Raw genomic sequence first — 17,317 nt, 5'->3', positions numbered from 1 at the left:
TTGCTTTATATTTTATTTTCCTTATCTTTGACCAGATTAACAAAATAACTCAACGGATAAATGGGTTTAAACGTAGTGATTTCAGCGTGAAAGATATCTCATTGAACAAATTCGCAGCATTCATGCTCTTAATGACCTTCTTAATTGGTCAGTTCATTGTGTATACCCATGCGCATCCGCAAACTGCACTCAGTATCGTAGACAGTCCTGCAAAAAAACACCATGCAGACCATCCGAAGTGTTCCATCTGTGACCAAAATTCACATCCACAAATTGTTTTTCATTTTACGCTACGCGAATTAATACTCCCGACACAGCAAGTTGAATTTGGCCTGTTTATCACGGGAGATCAAATTATTCGATCACTGCTTTCTGGCAACCGTGGTCCCCCCATCGCTTAGTTTTTACATAAGTCCAATAATGTCACTCCTATATTCTTCTCATTATTGCGACAAACAACTTCATAAAAGTTTTTAGAACTCGACAATCTCAAGAATTCATATGATGAGTTATCGGGTTGCTATTATCCTTGATGTTATATATACGTAAAAATTATTCGTACAGATGAAACTTAAAATTATAGGCTGCATTTTTATGCTTGTCTCCTATTTCTCCATATTTCCGGCCCTTGCCGCAACAATCAGCGGTAAAGTAACGGATGCAAAAACAAATCTTCCCATTGCCGGTGCTACAATATCACTGCAACAGCTTCGTTCGAGCACCGCATCAGACCAACAAGGTCAGTATAGCTTTAAATCACTTCCTTCAAGTGGACGCTACCTGGTTGAGGTCCGTTTCTTGGGCTATCAGTCCGTTGTCAAGACCGTCGATCTAACTTCGGAAAATCTTTCCCTTGATTTCGCCCTAACCGAAAGTATTATTGAAACCAATGAAGTCGTCGTTACAGGTACACTGGTCACTTCGCGGAGCCGGCGCAACAGTACCTCGGTTGCTGTAATCTCCAAAGATGAATTACAGGGAAATGCGACGAATCTTATTGATGCGCTTGCCCGACAAGTTCCCGGACTAAGCCAGATCACAACAGGACAAGGTATTTCAAAACCTGTTATACGGGGTCTTGGCTATAATCGTGTCGTCACGGTGAGTGATGGTGTCAAACAGATGGGACAGCAATGGGGAGACGAACATGGTATTGAAATCGACCAAAATCAACCGGATCGTGTGGAGGTCCTGCGTGGTGCAGCCTCTTTGATGTACGGATCTGATGCTATTGGCGGTGTAATCAATGTGCTTGAACCAAATGTTCCTACAGCTGGGCAAATTAAAGGTGAAGTATTGAGCAGCTACTCCACCAACAATGGACTAACCAATAGTTCGGTTATGCTTACCGGTAATGAAAATGGCTTCGTATGGCGTGGGCGTGGTTCTTATCAAAACGCCTATTCCTATAATACACCCGCAGGCCGATATGGCAATAGTGGTTTTAATACCAGTAATTTCAGTGGTATGCTTGGGTTAAACAAGCAATGGGGCTACTCTCATTTGAATTTTTCATACCTGAAAAATAATATAGGCTTTTACGACGCCGAACCTGGTGACCCGCTTTACATAAACTCAAAAAGCCGGACCTTAGATTTCCCTAAACAGGATATCCGCCATTACAAACTGGCCCTCAACAATAACTTTGTCATCGGTTCGGGTAGTTTAAAACTTGATCTGGGCTATCAAAAAAATCAACGTCAGGAGCTTGAAGAAGCAACACCTTCTTTATTCTTTGATCTGAATACATATTCACTTGACGCAAAATATTCTTTAAGTGAAAAAAATGGTTGGCAACATGTCTTTGGTATTAGTGCTAGCCAGGAACACAGTTTAAACAAAGGTGTTGAGTTCTTAATTCCGGCCTATGATCAGTTGGAATTGGGCGCTTTTGGCTATGCAAAGAAAACCTGGGGCGAAAACACCTTTAACGTCGGATTACGCTATGACTACGTCAACAACAAAGGCAAGCAGCTCTTTATTGAAGACGAAGAGCAGTTCGCTGGCTTTAAAAATAGCTTCAGTAATGTTAGTGGAGCACTTGGATATACCCATATTTTCAGCGAAGACCTCAATTTCAAAGCAAATGCCGGTTCAGCTTTTAGAGCGCCTAATCCTGCAGAATTAGGTTCCAACGGGGTACACGAAGGAACGTACCGCTATGAAGTTGGTAATGAAAACCTGAAACCTGAACGAAGTTACCAAGCGGATGCAACCCTCGAGTTTGGACATAGCATCGTTACCGGAAGTATCGGAATCTATGAAAACTATATCCACAATTTTATCTATGCCTCAACAACAAAAGGCGACACGAAAACCGTGGTAGGTGAAGATGGCGATTCGCATACCTACGACGTATATCGCTATGGCCAGGTAAACGCCAATCTTTACGGTGTCGAAGGAAGCCTGAATTTTCATTTGTTAAACTGGATACACCTGGATAATACATTTAGCTATACCCATGCACAGAACAATACCTTTAACAGACCCTTGGCATTGATTCCAGCTGGTGTTGTACACAATACGTTGCGGCTTGAGCCCAAGATTAGCGGCTTGAATGCTTTCTACGTTTCTGTAGGGCTGGACAATTATTTCAAACAGAACCGCATTGATGAAACCTTCGAAACGCCAGCAACCTCTTATACTTTATTGAACGCGGGAATCGGTACGACATTACATCTCGGATCGCAGCAACTGAAAGTATTTGCAGCAGCTTCAAACTTGACCAACAAACGTTATTACGATGCGTTGAGCAGATTGCGCCCAGGACGTCTTTCACAGGAAGACAAGAGCTTTGGTGTCTACAATATGGGAAGAAACATCACCTTCGGTGTGTATCTGCCATTGAGCATAAAGTAAATTAAGCCTGGTAATAAATGATCATGAGATCGATTAAGATTAGTACACGGCAAAATAAAAAAGCGGGATCTTGAAGATCCCGCTTTTTTATTTTATAATTATTTGGGGTCATCTGCTGTCGCTTCCCTTGCCAAGGCTACTTCGTCGGGCATGGCTTCCAGGGAGGAATCCAACGCAAACAAGGATTCATCTGAAGCGCGGTCACCACCGGCAATCTTCAGTTTATCCATCAATTCCAGCGCCAATTTCTCTTCTTCAATCTGTTCCTTCACAAACCACTGTGCAAAGTTCCATGTTGCCCAGTCCTTCTCGGCCATCGCTAAATTGACAATGTTATAGATCGCTTCGGTATTATCTACTTCATGTTTAAAAACGCGATTAAAGCATTCGGTCAGCGATTTTGGGTCAGCTGGCGGCGCTGCAATAGCCTGTATTCTAGGGCGTCCACCTCTTTCCAGAATATAACCCATAATTTTAGTCATGTGATTTCGCTCTTCCTGGGCATGTCTATACAGAAAATTGGCGATTCCGCCATAACCCTGATCATCTGCCCATACCCCCAACGCCAAATAAATCTGTGCAGCCTCAGCTTCTTTTGTCATCTGACTGATTAAAATTTGCTGCATTTCCTTTGACAATCGATTCGTTTCCATAATATTCATTTTGATTTAGAAAAAGAACAGTTTCAGTGCTTATTTCGTTTGAAATTTATCAAAGTAAAAACTGTCGAAAATTCACTCCTCTAAATGAAACTGGATCTCATTTGTGACCAACTGTTACATTCCAATAAGTACATTTCAACCGGCACAAATCAATAGGTACAAAATCAACAAGCACAAAAAAAGGGAATACCATTGGCATTCCCTTTTTCTATGCTTTTATAGCGATACTATTTTAAGTTATCTCTATATACTTTCGCTTTTTTGATTTCTGTTTGGATATCTTTTTTCGATGCATCAAAGCTCAACACTTTTTCGTAATCCTTTATTGCATTGTTATAAGCGTCAGTTGCCATTGCCTTATTGTAGTTAGGTGTGCCCTCCGTTCCGATCAAGATACCTAAATCGCGATTCGCGATCGCTCTATTTTGATAGAATTTCGAATCAGTCGGCGTAATAGCAATTGCTTTTGAATAATCCTCAATAGCAACTTTCAACAACTGCTCTTTGTTAGCAACAGATGTCTTATTTGTGGCTTGAGTAGCAAGATTGTTTGTTGCTTTCGCTTTGAAGTATAAAGCATTTGCATTTTTACCGTTCAATGCAACTACTTTTCCAAAAGTTTCAGCTGATTTTTTATAGTCACCATTTTGAAATTGAGAATATCCCAACATATATAATACGTCCGGATCTTTCCCTTCTTGAGGGAGGGCTTTAGTCAAGTATGACTCTGCATTCTTGAAATCACCATCCAAAAGAGCTTTCTGCCCCATTCTCACATTAGCGTTGCTATGCTCAGCCTGTTTTGGTTGTTGTGCATTCGCGCTAAAAGCAACTAAGGCAAAAACCCCAGTAAACAAACCCAATTTAAATGATTTTAAATTCATATCTAAATAGTTACGTTTTTATATTCGCTCTTTAATGATCACTTGTGATCGTTTCTACATCTGTAAAAAAGCATCCGATTGATTTCTTTAAACTTAAAAACTGCCATCGGCGACCTTTCACATTCCAATATTACAATTATTATGCCTATTTCTCCAACAAATGGCAGATAAATTTTATTTAACCTGCCTTTTTTTCCTATTCTAGAAAATAGATTTGTAATTTTGCTCACTTTTAGCAATTGGCACTTCCCTTGCAATATAGGGGAAACAATAATAGAAGCTTAAAATTTGAAAGTCAGCCGTCAACATGTCAGCGACTGCCAAATACACAAAATAAATACTATGAGCAAATTCGAAACTTTTGATTTCAGTCAAGCAATTCCAATCGTTGCAGAGGATACCGAATTCTTCCCCTTACTTACACAAGAGGATGAAGATAATATGGCGAATGCTGAAATTCCAGAAGCATTGTCTATTTTGCCTTTGCGTAATACCGTATTATTTCCCGGTGTTGTCATTCCGATTACCGTAGGTCGAGATAAATCCATCAAACTGGTCAAAGAAGCCTATAAAGGCAGCAAGACCATCGGTGTTGTTTCTCAAAAGGACATGACTGTAGAGGACCCAGGATTTGAAGAACTAAATAAAGTGGGCACCGTAGCTCATATCATTAAAGTCCTCCAAATGCCTGATGGTAATACCACCGTCATCATCCAGGGAAAACAACGGTTCAACTTGTTGGAAATTGTCGAAACTGAGCCTTATTTAAGGGCACGTGTGGAGAAATTCAATGAAGCGAAGCCGAAGATGACCAAGCACTTTAAAGCGACAATTTCTACCTTAAAAGAAATGGCGCTGCAGATCATCCAGCTTTCGCCAAACTTACCTAGTGAAGCTGGTATCGCGATTAAAAATATTGAAAGCCCTTCGTTTCTGATCAACTTTATTTCGTCGAATATCAATGTCGAAATGGTCAGAAAACAGGAGCTACTTCAAATACCTAAAGTAGAGAATCGTGCCAAACTTTTATTGGAGCTGCTGACAACAGAAATCCAGATGCTGGAACTAAAGCACCAGATTCAGAATAAAGTACGTGTCGACCTTGACAAGCAACAACGTGATTATTTCTTGAACCAACAGCTCAAAACAATCCAGGAAGAGCTGGGTGGAAACACGCCTGATCTTGAGCTGGAAGAGCTTAAAAAACGGGGTAAGAAAAAGAAATGGAGTGTTGATGTCGAAAAACATTTCACAAAAGAACTTGAAAAGCTATCGCGTATCAATCCTGCGGCTGCAGATTATTCGGTACAGCTTAATTACCTTGAGCTACTGCTTGATCTACCCTGGAATGAAACAACAAAAGACAATTTTGATTTAAACAAAGCACAAAAAGTGCTCGATAAAGATCATTATGGGCTTGAGAAAGTAAAAAAACGTATCATTGAATACCTTGCGGTATTGAAATTAAAAAATGATATGAAAGCACCTATTCTTTGTTTAGTAGGCCCTCCGGGAGTCGGTAAGACCTCTTTGGGAAGATCTATTGCCAAAGCATTGGGGCGTAAATATACCCGTATGGCTTTGGGTGGTGTGCGCGATGAAGCAGAAATCAGAGGACACCGCAAAACCTATATCGGCGCAATGCCGGGCCGTATCATCCAGTCCCTGAAAAAAGCAGGAGCAGCAAATCCGGTTTTTATTTTGGACGAAATCGATAAAATGAGTGCGGATTTCAAAGGAGATCCTTCGTCGGCATTATTGGAGGTATTAGATCCGGAACAAAACACACATTTCTATGATCACTATGTAGAAATGGAGTTTGACCTTTCCAAAGTGATGTTTATTGCGACGGCCAATTCTTTGAGCTCTATTCAACCAGCGTTATTGGATCGGATGGAAATTATCGAAGTGAATGGTTATACCATCGAGGAGAAAATCGAAATCGCGAAAAAACACCTTTTGCCAAAACAACGCGAAATGCATGGAATGGCATCCAAAGATGTCTCGTTAAAGGCTAAGATCATCGAACAGATTATCGAGGATTACACACGCGAATCTGGTGTCCGCGGATTAGAAAAAAAGATCGGCTCCGTGGTACGTGGTATTGCAACACGCATTGTCATGGAAAAGGATTACAGTCCGAGTATCAACGAACAGGATCTGCTCGATATCCTAGGTGCTCCAATATTTGATAAGGACATCTACGAAAATAACAATGTTGCCGGTGTCGTAACGGGCTTGGCCTGGACTTCCGTAGGTGGCGATATCTTATTTATAGAATCTTCTCTGAGCCCAGGAAAAGGACGTTTGAGCCTGACAGGTAATTTGGGTGATGTCATGAAAGAATCTGCGTCGATAGCACTAGCCTACCTGAAAGCCCATGCTTCGGATTTCGGCATTAACTACCGCGTTTTCGACCATTGGGATATCCATATTCACGTTCCTGCGGGTGCCATTCCAAAAGATGGTCCTTCAGCTGGTATAACCATGCTCACAGCACTGACATCGCTATTTACCCAACGTAAAGTGAAGGAGAAATTAGCCATGACAGGTGAAATTACGTTACGTGGAAAAGTATTGCCTGTTGGTGGTATTAAGGAGAAAATCCTTGCTGCAAAACGTGCGAACATCAAAGATATTATCCTTTGTAAATCCAATGAAAAAGACATTTTGGAAATCAAGGAAGATTATATCAAAGACATGCAATTCCACTATGTGACTGAAATGTCGCAGGTGATCAAACTCGCGCTATTGGAAGAAAAGGTAACTGGTGCCATCGATCTGGCTCAAGATATAGAAAATACCAAAAAAGAGAATTAACAGATACCTGAAAGGTTTTGAATAGAAATGGGCTATCCAAATTGGATAGCCCATTTGTTATATAATTTATAGGTATTCCCCTTACAGATTATACGTATTCCCTCATTATATGCATTCCTTCATTATATGGATTTCGCTCACAGAACCTTATCAGCTATTCTTAAACAGTTTGAGTTGATCTCCAAACACTTTCTTTTCAGTTGAAGCTAAGCTTCTTTTATCATAGCTTTTGATTGCAGAAATCATCGTTTAGAACCTAACTTTTCATGTAGGAGCTCCTCGTCCAAACTATCTTCATATTTTGAAATCACCAGCGTTGCCGCTGAATTTCCGATCAAATTGGTTATCGCTCTTGCTTCACTCATAAAACGGTCCACACCAAAGATCAAAGCAACAGATTCCACCGGTACATGGCCTACAACAGGCAAGGTCGCAGCAAGGGTAACGAAACCACTTCCTGTTACGCCTGCAGCCCCTTTGGAGGTCAATAGCAATACCAGCAATAAGGTAATTTCCTGTTCCAGGCTGAGGTGCATATTGAGGGCTTGCGAAATAAAGACCGCTGCCATAGTCAGATAGATACTTGTCCCATCGAGATTGAAAGAATAACCCGTGGGAATAACTAAACCCACAACAGGTTTGGCACAGCCCGCATCTTCCATCTTCTGCATAATGCCCGGCAATGCAGACTCGGAAGAGGAAGTCCCCAATACAATCAAAATCTCTTCTTTGATATATTTTAAAAACTTAAAAACATTCACCTTGAGATAAAAATACAATACCGCCCCAATCACAACGATCACGAAGATAAAACAGGTCAGGTAGAAGCTCAACATCAGCATACCGAGTTTAGATAAGGCCTGGATTCCAAACTTACCGATCGTAAAACCCATTGCTCCCATTGCCCCGATTGGAGCCAGGTACATGATCATTTTGATAATGGAGAAGAGAACCTTCAGAAAAGATTGCAATACATTGAGTACAGGCTCGGATGCTTTCTGCCCTATTTTTGTCATACCGATCCCAAATAGCACCGCAAAAACGAGTACCTGCAACATGTTGTCCGACGCTACCGCAGCAATCACATTACCTGGAATGATCCCGATGATAAAATCCATAAAACTATGTGGCTCCTTGGATTCTGAAATATAATGGGATATCGAAGACACATCAAGACTAGCCGGATCGGCGTTCATCCCGGTACCCGGCTTTATCCAATTAACAAAGACCAGACCGATAATCAGGGCAATGGTTGTCATGATCTCGAAATAGATAATGGAGGTTAAACCGATTTTCCCTACTTTTTTCGTATCCTGCATTCCCGCTATACCGATCACAATGGAGCTAAAAATCAATGGCGCAATAACCATCTTGATCAGTTTAATAAAAGCATCTCCTAATGGTTTTAGCTTAACAGCAAAATCGGGGTAATAGATACCACAGATGATCCCCACAAGTATACCCACGATGACTTGAAAATAGAGGCTCTTAAAAATATGCTTCATGATAGATTTATTTACGGACAGTAATTCCCTTTGCTTTAATTGGTTTTTTTATTTAGGATTCAGAATTTTCTGAGTACGAATATAAAAAAAAGGGATGCATAAATGCATCCCTTCCTATGATATTTTTTTGAACTTAATTACTGAAATATGCTCTCACATTCTTTCCTTCAATCCAGTTCATATAAGCTTTGTTAACAATCTTGTTTCCTCCAGGTGTTGGGTAATCACCGGAGAAATACCAATCACCCTTATGGTCTGGACAAGCTTTGTGTAAATTATCCAAAGTTTGGTAAATTACTTCGAGCTCTGCTTTCAGGTGGTGAGGTCTTACGATACGAGCAATTTCTTCCGAAATCTCTTCATCAGTAAAGGGTGCATAGATCGCTTTGACATAATTATCGATATCATTAACGTCCTGAGTCATTGATAACACACATTTTTGATAAACTTCATCGATAATATGTGCCATACCACGTTGTTTTAGGAGATTAATAGCGGCTTCGAACGCGACAAACTCACCCATACGTGACATATCGATACCATAACAATCTGGGTAACGAATCTGAGGAGCCGATGAAACAATCACGATTTTTTTCGGATTCAAACGATCCAGGATCGTTAAAATACTTTGTTTCAATGTTGTTCCCCGAACAATCGAGTCATCAATGGCAACAATCGTATCTTCGTGATCCTTTACAATACCGTACGTTGTATCGTATACGTGCTGTACCATGTCTGTACGGTCCGCATCCTGCGTAATGAAGGTACGCAGTTTAGCGTCCTTCACGTTGAGTTTTTCAAAACGAGGTTTAATACTCAAGATCTCATCCAATTCTTCATCAGAAATTTTTTCCGAGCGATTCAATAAAGTATCTTTTTGAAAATCCCGAACATAAGTGTTGATACCATCCATTAAGCCATAGTAAGATACTTCAGCTGTATTTGGAATAAACGAAAATACGGTATTTTTGATGTTATTTTTGACAGATTCCAATACCTGAGGTACCAGTAATCTTCCTAATTCTTTACGTTCTTGATAGATATCAGCATCTGATCCACGTGAGAAGTAAATCCGTTCGAAAGAACAAGAACGTTGTTCTACGGGCTGTCTAAACATCTCTTGGGATACTGTACCATCTTTTTTAGCGATCAGGGCATGGCCTGGTTTAATTTCCTTCACAGCACCAATAGGAATATTGAATGCAGTTTGGATGACCGGTCTTTCCGATGCTACAACCAGGATTTCCTCATCCTGATAATAAAACGCCGGACGGATACCAGCTGGGTCGCGCATAACAAAAGCATCACCATGACCAAAGATACCTGCGATGGTGTAACCGCCATCCCAAGTTTTGGCCGAACGCTTCAATATTTTGGTAACATCAATATTTTTAGCAATCAGCGAGCTGATCTCAATATTAGAATGACCTTCTTTTTTGAATTTATCGAAAAGATCTTGGTTCTCATCATCTAAGAAATGGCCAATTTTTTCCAAAACGGTTACGGTATCCGCTTTTTCCTTTGGATGTTGTCCCAACTCATATAATTGTTGCAACAATTCATCCACATTGGTCATGTTGAAGTTACCCGCTACCACCAAATTACGAGACATCCAATTGTTTTGTCTTAAAAATGGGTGACAGCTTTCGATACTGTTCTTTCCATGCGTTCCATAGCGCAAATGTCCTAAAAGTACTTCTCCCGTAAAACTTACGTTATCTTTTAACCATTGCGTATCTTTTGACTCTTCTGGAAATGCTTTCTGAACAGAAGCAAATTTTTTCTGTACATATTCGAATATGTCTGCCACAGCAGTTGAGCCCATTGCTCTGTAACGCGAAATGTAACGATTTCCAGGTTTAACATCAAATTTAATGGTTGCAATTCCAGCCCCGTCTTGTCCACGGTTGTGCTGTTTTTCCATTAATAGGTACAATTTGTTGATGCCATAAAATGGCGTACCATATTTTTCCTGATAATAAGATAAGGGTTTTAACAGGCGAATTAGTGCGATTCCGCACTCGTGTTTAATAGCGTCGCTCATATCTTGATTTGATGTCGCAAAAGTACGAATTATTTAGCATTTACCGACCCCTCCCTTCACTTTTTCAGCAATAAAATTACAGTGAATAGACAGAGGCTCTTTGGGATAGCTCCTTAAGACCTATTGGGCGATAAAAACAGGGACTTTCACCGCATGCCGTAGCTTGTTAACTGTCTCACCAAAAACAAAATCCTTCACACCACTGTGCCCATGGCTTCCAACGACCAGTAGATCGGCACCGTATTTTTCACATACTTCTGCAATACTCTTGATCCGGTTATTGTATCCAAGTTCATATTCAGTTTGATGTCCTTGCGACAATAGAAAATCAGCATACAATTTCAGCCGTTCCAAATCCTGACGCGATTCATAATCATCCGTAGAATCCCCGGTATATTTCACCGATGCACTCTCAACAATATGGACAACGACAAAGGTCGTGTCGTCATGCGACAGCTGTAAAGCATATTGGATTACTTTCTGATCTGAATTTGAGAAATCCAATGCGATCACAACTTTCTTAAAAGAGCCCTTATGTTCAAAATGCAATGCCTCGAATGGTGGGTGAACTTCAAGCTCCGTTGGTTTCGATTTGAGTAAAATAGGGTACAATACCGTCATCATTAATAAGGCAAACAAACCCACAGCGCCCAAGATCAATAATACGGTTACCACAATATTATTGGCTTCACCAATCCAGCCGACCACTTCGTCGTATACCAATTTAAAATTCAGAACAGCGATAATGGCCGCTATCAACCAGGCCGCAATTTTTGTTAGCGGTTTAATGGCAAAAATACCCATCTTGACTTTATCACTCACAAAATGGATCAACGGGATGACAGCAAAAGCGAGCTGCATACTCAAGATCACCTGACTAAAAATCAACAGCTGTCCAACGCGACCTTCCCCCGAAATAAGAATCACCAATACAGCCGGGATAATCGCCAAAAGCCGGGTTATAATCCTTCGCAAAGTCGGACTAATCCGCAATCTAAGGTATCCCTCCATCACAATCTGACCGGCTAGGGTTCCCGTCACCGTTGAGCTCTGCCCAGCAAGAATCAAGGCAACAGCAAACAATTTTGAGGCCCATTCCGTTCCAAGAAGATTGCCCAGTAGGTGGTAAGCATCTTCAAGTTCGGCTACGTCGTGCATACCGTTTTTGTGAAAAACAGAAGCTGCAAGAATCAATATCGCGGCATTTACCAAAAATGCCAGGTTCAAGGCAATGGCACTATCCCAAAAGTTATACTTGAGCGATTTTCGAATAGAAACCTCATTCCGGTCAATCTTCCGTGTCTGTACAAGAGCCGAGTGCAAATATAGATTATGCGGCATGACGGTCGCGCCTATAATGCCTATGGCAATATATAGTGCGGCACTATTCGGGATACTGGGTATAAATCCAGTAGCTACCTCTGCAAAATCCGGTTTCGCCAAAAACATTTCTACCATGAAACACATGCCAATAAGCGCGATGAGTCCAATGATAAAAAGTTCCATTTTCCGCATCCCCAGCTTCTGAAGATAAAGCAACAAGAAGGTATCTGCAAAACTGATCATTACCCCCCAGAGCAGATCAATGCCGAAAAGGAGGTTAAGACCGATTGCCATACCCAAAACCTCCGCCAGGTCACAGGCTGCTATCGCAATTTCAGCAAGCACATAGAGCACAAAATTCATCCGTTTAGGATAGGTCTCCCTGTTACACTGCGCCAGGTCTTTACCGCGTACAATACCTAGACGGGCACATAGATTCTGTAGCACTAGCGCCATGATATTACTCATCAACAGCACCCAAATCAGGGTATAGCCAAACTGGCTTCCTCCAGCAAGATCGGTAGCCCAGTTACCTGGATCCATATACCCCACACTAATGAGATAAGCTGGACCAAAGAAACTAAGTATCTTCTTAAATTTGGATTTCCCTTGATTGACATCTACACTTTCATGGATATCAGATAGGGATTTATGATGAGATTCGTCGTAATGCATAAAATACTGTAAGTGCAATATCGTCTATTGTCAGCCTTAAAGATAAAAAGCTTTACATTATTAGGCAATTAAACCGCGATATTATTAGAATTTAAATGCCAGCTGGCCAGAATTTTCCTTCGATTGGTTGCCAAATTGGATGAAATCGATGATCTCATACTGCCCTAAATCAGGTTTAAACTGCCGCACATGAACGCCCTTGCACATAAAGCTCAGGTCGACAGACCGCAACTGTTCTTTTGCAATTTCAAGCTGTTCTGGTTCCAGACGTCGTCCAATCGAAATATGGGGTTCGTCGCTAATCTCGATCAAATCAAACTCCGATAAAGTTTGAACAACCTTTCGCGCCCGGTCCTTGAGATAACTCCGGGCATGTACTGTCGGTGCAATATAGTACGCACCTCCAGCAAATGACGAAAAATGATCAAAATAAACATACTGACTCCGCTCATAGACCAAAGTCTCCTGCAAAGCCTCAATAGCCATTGTCAGTTTACTCCCATCTGCTTCAAAAGCACATATCGTTACATGGGCTTTGGAGTTGCAACTGGGGTACCAGCCTTTGTTTTTGTCGGGAAACAGTTCGGCTAACGATGCACGTAGTCGCCGCTTCAAGCCATCGACCAAGACAATACCAGCTTCATCAGGCTGAAAAACAAACGAATATTTATTGACACTACCCTCCATAACAAAAATCAGTTTCCGATCAGTAGGTAAGATAACAAATACCGCGGAGATAACAAAACCAAGCAGCAGGCTAATGACAAACTACCACCCGATGCCATAGTCCTCCCCATTGTTGCTGCTGCCACCCCAAAGTGTATGGTGCTGCTGGTCGAAATAAATAGCATTGATAGGTCCACTGGTACGATCACCGAGCTGTATGCTATACCCCATTTTCTTCAATTGTTCAATAATTTCAGGTGCTGTATTTTTATCCAATAGAAGGCTACCTGAGCGCGGTTTTCGATCATCGGTCTTCGTTCCTCCCAGCGATAGCCAAAGCTGGTTACTGTTGATATTGGCCGCCTCGCTGGCTTGTTGTGGCGTCATACCAAACTCGACCATATTCAAGAAAAACTGCAATAGGTTTTGATCCTGTGTATCTCCTCCCTGCACAGCAAAAGAAAGGTAAGGTTTTCCGTTTTTCAAAGCCATCGAAGGCGTAAGCGTTACACGCGGTCTTTTGCCTGGCTCGACCACATTGAACGGGTTAATCAACGAATCTAAGACAAAACTCTGCAAACGTTGGCTCATGCCCACCCCGGTATTCCCGGCGATACAGGCAGGGAGCCATCCACCACTCGGTGTGATCGAAACGACCCAACCTTCTTCATCCGCAGCTTCAACGCTTGTGGTTCCCCGTAATAAACGGTCGACATAAGCACTATCCACCGTTAAAGACGCCAAAAGAGCTGTTTTTGGCAATTCCCTTAGTGACGAACTTGCGCGTGCGTCATGTTTAGGGACAAAATCATTTTTCAGCTCCGTATGTGGCGTAAACTCCTTCTTACGCTGCTCCAGTAACGATAGATACGGATTCTGCTTACCTTCGTAGGGATAAGGGTCTCCGGGAAGTACATTCGGGTTATTTTGCTTAAGATCAATGGTTGCGGCCCTCGCCTTGGCATAGGATTCATGCAAAAGGCCTTGAATAGGTGTCTTAGGTTTACCGTAGGGATCACCGTAATAAAAATCCCGATCGGCAAAGGCTAAGTTCATAACCTGATAGAGTGTATGGATATAAAGAGCCGAATTATAACCCATTGCCTTTAGATCGAAATTTTTCAGCAACTGCAAACTCTGCAGCATGGCTGGTCCCTGTGTCCATTCTTGTAATTTATATACATCAACACCCTTATAATTGACATACAATGGTTCCTCCTCAATAGGTTTCCAATTGGCTAGGTCTGCTTTCGTGATTAAGCCTCCTTGCTCCTTACTGCCACGGACAAATTCATCTGCAATATCGCCGGTGTAAAACCGATCATAAGCAGCCATGATTGCTGCCTTCCGGTCTTTACCCGCTGCAAGAGCCTTCTTTTCCGCATCTACCAATTTGGATAGGGTCTTATGCAGATCCTGCTGTACAAAAACCTCTCCGGCCTCGGGAGCTTCCCAGGATTTACCTTCATGTACTAAAAATACCTTTTTACTGTACGGCCATTCTTTAATGCGCTCTTTGCCACGTTCAATACTCGTTGCAGTTTGCGCGTCAATCGGGTACCCTGCAGCCATTTCAAGAGCAGGCGCTAATACTTCTGCTAGACTTTTCGTTCCATAATGAGCCAACATATAGCACAAACCGCCGGGTGTACCCGGTGTGACAGCAGCAAGAGGACCGTATTCTGGTGGAAATTCGTAGCCCTTTGATCTAAAAAAATCGACTGTCGCTCCACTTGGTGCTACCCCCAAGGCATTTATCGCAATGACCTTCTTTAGTTTCGGATGATAAATCAAAGCCTGCGTCTCTCCACCCCAACTCAGTACATCCCACATCGTACAGGTCGCTGCGAGCATTGCACAAGCAGCGTCCACCGCATTTCCCCCTTGTTGAAATAGCTGGGCACCCGCTGTTGCCGCCAAGGGCTTACCCGTAATAGCCATCCAATGTTTTCCATGTAAAGGTGGTTTCTGTGTACGCTGAGCGGTACTCAGCATCGGCGTACAGGTAGTGAGCAATCCAAACAGCGTCATCAGTAGCAAGGGGGATCTTCTTTTCATAGCAGCAATCTTTCGTTAAGCAATGGTTTTAGTAAAACCAAGATAGGTATTTTTAAAACAAACAAAAAACTCCTATCAACCGAGATTGATAGGAGTTTTTAAAATCTTATTTGCTATTGGATTACCAATAAATAGAATATAATGCTGTAACCAATAGCGCTACGATCAATGCAATGACCAAAAACGCCCGGTGTGGTTTAAACATCGTGGTATCAACTTCCAATCCAGCTGGCACGACACCACGCTTATTGTCGATAATACTGATGAGAATCATACCGATAATACAGATGATGAAGACGAATCCCATTCTATCCAAAAATGGAATTTCGTAGACTCCTGTTGTTGGATTTGGAACGGAGAAACCTGTCGATGACAAGAATGACAGATCGACCCAATCCGGCAATTTTTTGAAGATGATGGAGAAAATAAAACCACCAATTGTTGCAAACAAAGCCGCATTTGAAGTTGCTTTCTTCCAGAAGAATCCTAAAATGAACATCGCAAAAATACCTGGAGATACAAAACCCGTATATTCTTGAATATATTGGAATCCACCTTTTTTATCAATACCCAAATGTGGAGCAATCAGCACACCCAAAATCATGGCAACCACAACAGTTAGCTTGCCGATATTGACCAATTTCTTGTCCGATGCTTCTGTATTGAATACTTTTTTATAGATATCCAAGGAGAAGATTGTTGCGATACTGTTTGCTTTACCTGCCAATGAAGCGACCACTGCAGCTGTTAATGCCGCAAAAGACAAGCCTTTTAAACCTGCTGGCAATAAATTCAACAAAACTGGATAAGCGTGGTCAGGGTTTACCTCACCATGTTGCATCATTTCATTTTGGAACAAGCCATCTTTCCACATTACATAGGCTGCAATACCCGGCAACACGACAATGATAGGCATTAATAACTTCAGAAATGCGGCAAACAAGATACCGTTTCTCGCGGTTTTCAGATCTGCACCCAAGGCGCGTTGTGTGATGTATTGATTACATCCCCAGTAATTCAAATTAACGATCCACATCCCCCCGATCAAAACGGTTAACCCCGGTAAATCGAGATAGTTCTCATTTTTTCGATCCAGAATCATATGAAAGTGGTCGGAAGCTTTTTCGGTCATCAAGTGATAGCCTTCCAATACTCCTGAGCCACCATAGTGCTCTGAAACGAGATTCAAGGCTAGGTAAGTGGTAGCCAAACCACCCAATACCAAAAAGAAAACCTGAATAATATCCGTATAACCGATTACTTTCATTCCTCCCAATGTAATGATCACAGCAAAAATCGCAATGGCATACATACAGGCATCCAGACTGATACCGGAAATACTACTTACCGCAATGGCTCCCAAATAGAGGATGGATGTCAAATTAACGACAACATACAACAGTAACCAGAAAACGGCCATGATCATCGCAACAGTTCCATTATATCGTTTATGGAGAAACTGTGGCATCGTAAAGATCTTGTTCTTTAAATATACCGGGATAAAAAATACCGCAACGACAATCAGTGTAATGGCAGCCATCCACTCGTAAGTCGCAATAGCCAATCCCATCTTAAATCCGGAACCGCTCATACCGATAAATTGCTCGGCCGAAATATTGGACGCAATAAGTGAAGCTCCGATAGCCCACCAAGTCAATGACCCCTCAGCCAAAAAATAGTCTTTGGAACCTACAGATTCAGATTTTTTGCGATAATACACCCATAATCCGTAACCTGCTACAATAACAAAGTATATCAGGAAAACGATGTAATCTTTTGTGCTTAAATAATTATTCATGTATTGGTAATTGGTTTAATTTG

Annotated in this window: 11 protein-coding genes; 3 read left to right on the top strand and 8 right to left on the bottom strand. The window is 41.7% G+C overall.

What is annotated here, in order from left to right; translation table 11 throughout:
- The first annotated feature begins 86 nt into the window (after nt 1-86).
- On the top strand, nt 87-401 hold the full coding sequence (locus tag ACHWSC_RS07665; RefSeq protein WP_157626199.1) for a hypothetical protein: 315 nt from the start codon (nt 87-89) through the stop codon (nt 399-401).
- 163 nt (nt 402-564) lie between these two features.
- The gene (locus tag ACHWSC_RS07660) at nt 565-2,859 is read left to right on the top strand and encodes a TonB-dependent receptor domain-containing protein (protein WP_394676358.1); all 2,295 of its coding nucleotides are present in this window, start codon (nt 565-567) and stop codon (nt 2,857-2,859) included.
- A gap of 98 nt (nt 2,860-2,957) precedes the next feature.
- Here the strand turns inward: ACHWSC_RS07660 and ACHWSC_RS07655 are convergent, their stop codons facing one another.
- Both ACHWSC_RS07655 and ACHWSC_RS07650 read right to left on the bottom strand, forming a co-directional pair.
- Nucleotides 2,958-3,512 carry a ferritin gene (locus ACHWSC_RS07655; protein WP_120336483.1) on the bottom strand — a complete coding sequence of 185 codons (555 nt, stop codon included), beginning with the start codon at nt 3,510-3,512 and terminating at the stop codon, nt 2,958-2,960.
- Between the two features lie 236 nt (nt 3,513-3,748).
- On the bottom strand, nt 3,749-4,405 hold the full coding sequence (locus ACHWSC_RS07650; protein WP_070563675.1) for a tetratricopeptide repeat protein: 657 nt from the start codon (nt 4,403-4,405) through the stop codon (nt 3,749-3,751).
- A gap of 342 nt (nt 4,406-4,747) precedes the next feature.
- Between ACHWSC_RS07650 and lon the strand changes: the two genes are divergently transcribed.
- Nucleotides 4,748-7,225: an endopeptidase La gene (gene lon, locus ACHWSC_RS07645; protein WP_394676357.1), complete on the top strand. Its 2,478-nt coding sequence runs from the start codon at nt 4,748-4,750 to the stop codon at nt 7,223-7,225.
- A gap of 242 nt (nt 7,226-7,467) precedes the next feature.
- Here the strand turns inward: lon and dctA are convergent, their stop codons facing one another.
- From dctA to ACHWSC_RS07615, 6 genes are all read right to left on the bottom strand, one after another.
- Nucleotides 7,468-8,730 carry a C4-dicarboxylate transporter DctA gene (gene dctA / locus ACHWSC_RS07640; RefSeq protein ID WP_394676356.1) on the bottom strand — a complete coding sequence of 421 codons (1,263 nt, stop codon included), beginning with the start codon at nt 8,728-8,730 and terminating at the stop codon, nt 7,468-7,470.
- A gap of 133 nt (nt 8,731-8,863) precedes the next feature.
- Nucleotides 8,864-10,774, bottom strand: coding sequence for an amidophosphoribosyltransferase (locus tag ACHWSC_RS07635; RefSeq protein WP_394676355.1), 1,911 nt, complete (start codon nt 10,772-10,774; stop codon nt 8,864-8,866).
- Between the two features lie 120 nt (nt 10,775-10,894).
- Nucleotides 10,895-12,772, bottom strand: a complete 1,878-nt coding sequence (locus ACHWSC_RS07630; protein WP_394676354.1) for an Nramp family divalent metal transporter — start codon at nt 12,770-12,772, stop codon at nt 10,895-10,897.
- An 84-nt stretch (nt 12,773-12,856) separates the two neighbouring features.
- The gene (locus tag ACHWSC_RS07625; RefSeq protein ID WP_309362345.1) at nt 12,857-13,459 is read right to left on the bottom strand and encodes a 2'-5' RNA ligase family protein; all 603 of its coding nucleotides are present in this window, start codon (nt 13,457-13,459) and stop codon (nt 12,857-12,859) included.
- Between the two features lie 81 nt (nt 13,460-13,540).
- Nucleotides 13,541-15,496 (bottom strand): gamma-glutamyltransferase family protein, encoded by a 1,956-nt coding sequence (locus tag ACHWSC_RS07620; protein WP_394676353.1) that lies wholly within the window; start codon nt 15,494-15,496, stop codon nt 13,541-13,543.
- Between the two features lie 121 nt (nt 15,497-15,617).
- Entirely contained in the window at nt 15,618-17,294 is a 1,677-nt protein-coding gene (locus ACHWSC_RS07615; RefSeq protein ID WP_394676352.1) for a sodium/sugar symporter, read from the bottom strand.
- Between the last annotated feature and the right edge of the window lie 23 nt (nt 17,295-17,317).

This window comes from uncultured Sphingobacterium sp. (assembly GCF_964277905.1).
GTDB lineage: Bacteria > Bacteroidota > Bacteroidia > Sphingobacteriales > Sphingobacteriaceae > Sphingobacterium > Sphingobacterium siyangense.
The sequence above is the reverse complement of the archived record's forward strand: the minus strand, read 5'-3'. Positions and strand labels throughout refer to the sequence as shown.

Bases quoted from the DNA above. Each gene is read 5' to 3' on its own strand.
- ACHWSC_RS07655 (WP_120336483.1), bottom strand. From the start codon at position 3,512: ATGGAAACGAATCGATTGTCAAAGGAAATGCAGCAAATTTTAATCAGT.
- ACHWSC_RS07615 (WP_394676352.1), bottom strand. From the start codon at position 17,294: ATGAATAATTATTTAAGCACAAAAGATTACATCGTTTTCCTGATATAC.
- ACHWSC_RS07660 (WP_394676358.1), top strand. From the start codon at position 565: ATGAAACTTAAAATTATAGGCTGCATTTTTATGCTTGTCTCCTATTTC.
- ACHWSC_RS07650 (WP_070563675.1), bottom strand. From the start codon at position 4,405: ATGAATTTAAAATCATTTAAATTGGGTTTGTTTACTGGGGTTTTTGCC.
- ACHWSC_RS07625 (WP_309362345.1), bottom strand. From the start codon at position 13,459: ATGGAGGGTAGTGTCAATAAATATTCGTTTGTTTTTCAGCCTGATGAA.
- ACHWSC_RS07620 (WP_394676353.1), bottom strand. From the start codon at position 15,496: ATGAAAAGAAGATCCCCCTTGCTACTGATGACGCTGTTTGGATTGCTC.
- ACHWSC_RS07630 (WP_394676354.1), bottom strand. From the start codon at position 12,772: ATGCATTACGACGAATCTCATCATAAATCCCTATCTGATATCCATGAA.
- lon (WP_394676357.1), top strand. From the start codon at position 4,748: ATGAGCAAATTCGAAACTTTTGATTTCAGTCAAGCAATTCCAATCGTT.
- dctA (WP_394676356.1), bottom strand. From the start codon at position 8,730: ATGAAGCATATTTTTAAGAGCCTCTATTTTCAAGTCATCGTGGGTATA.
- ACHWSC_RS07635 (WP_394676355.1), bottom strand. From the start codon at position 10,774: ATGAGCGACGCTATTAAACACGAGTGCGGAATCGCACTAATTCGCCTG.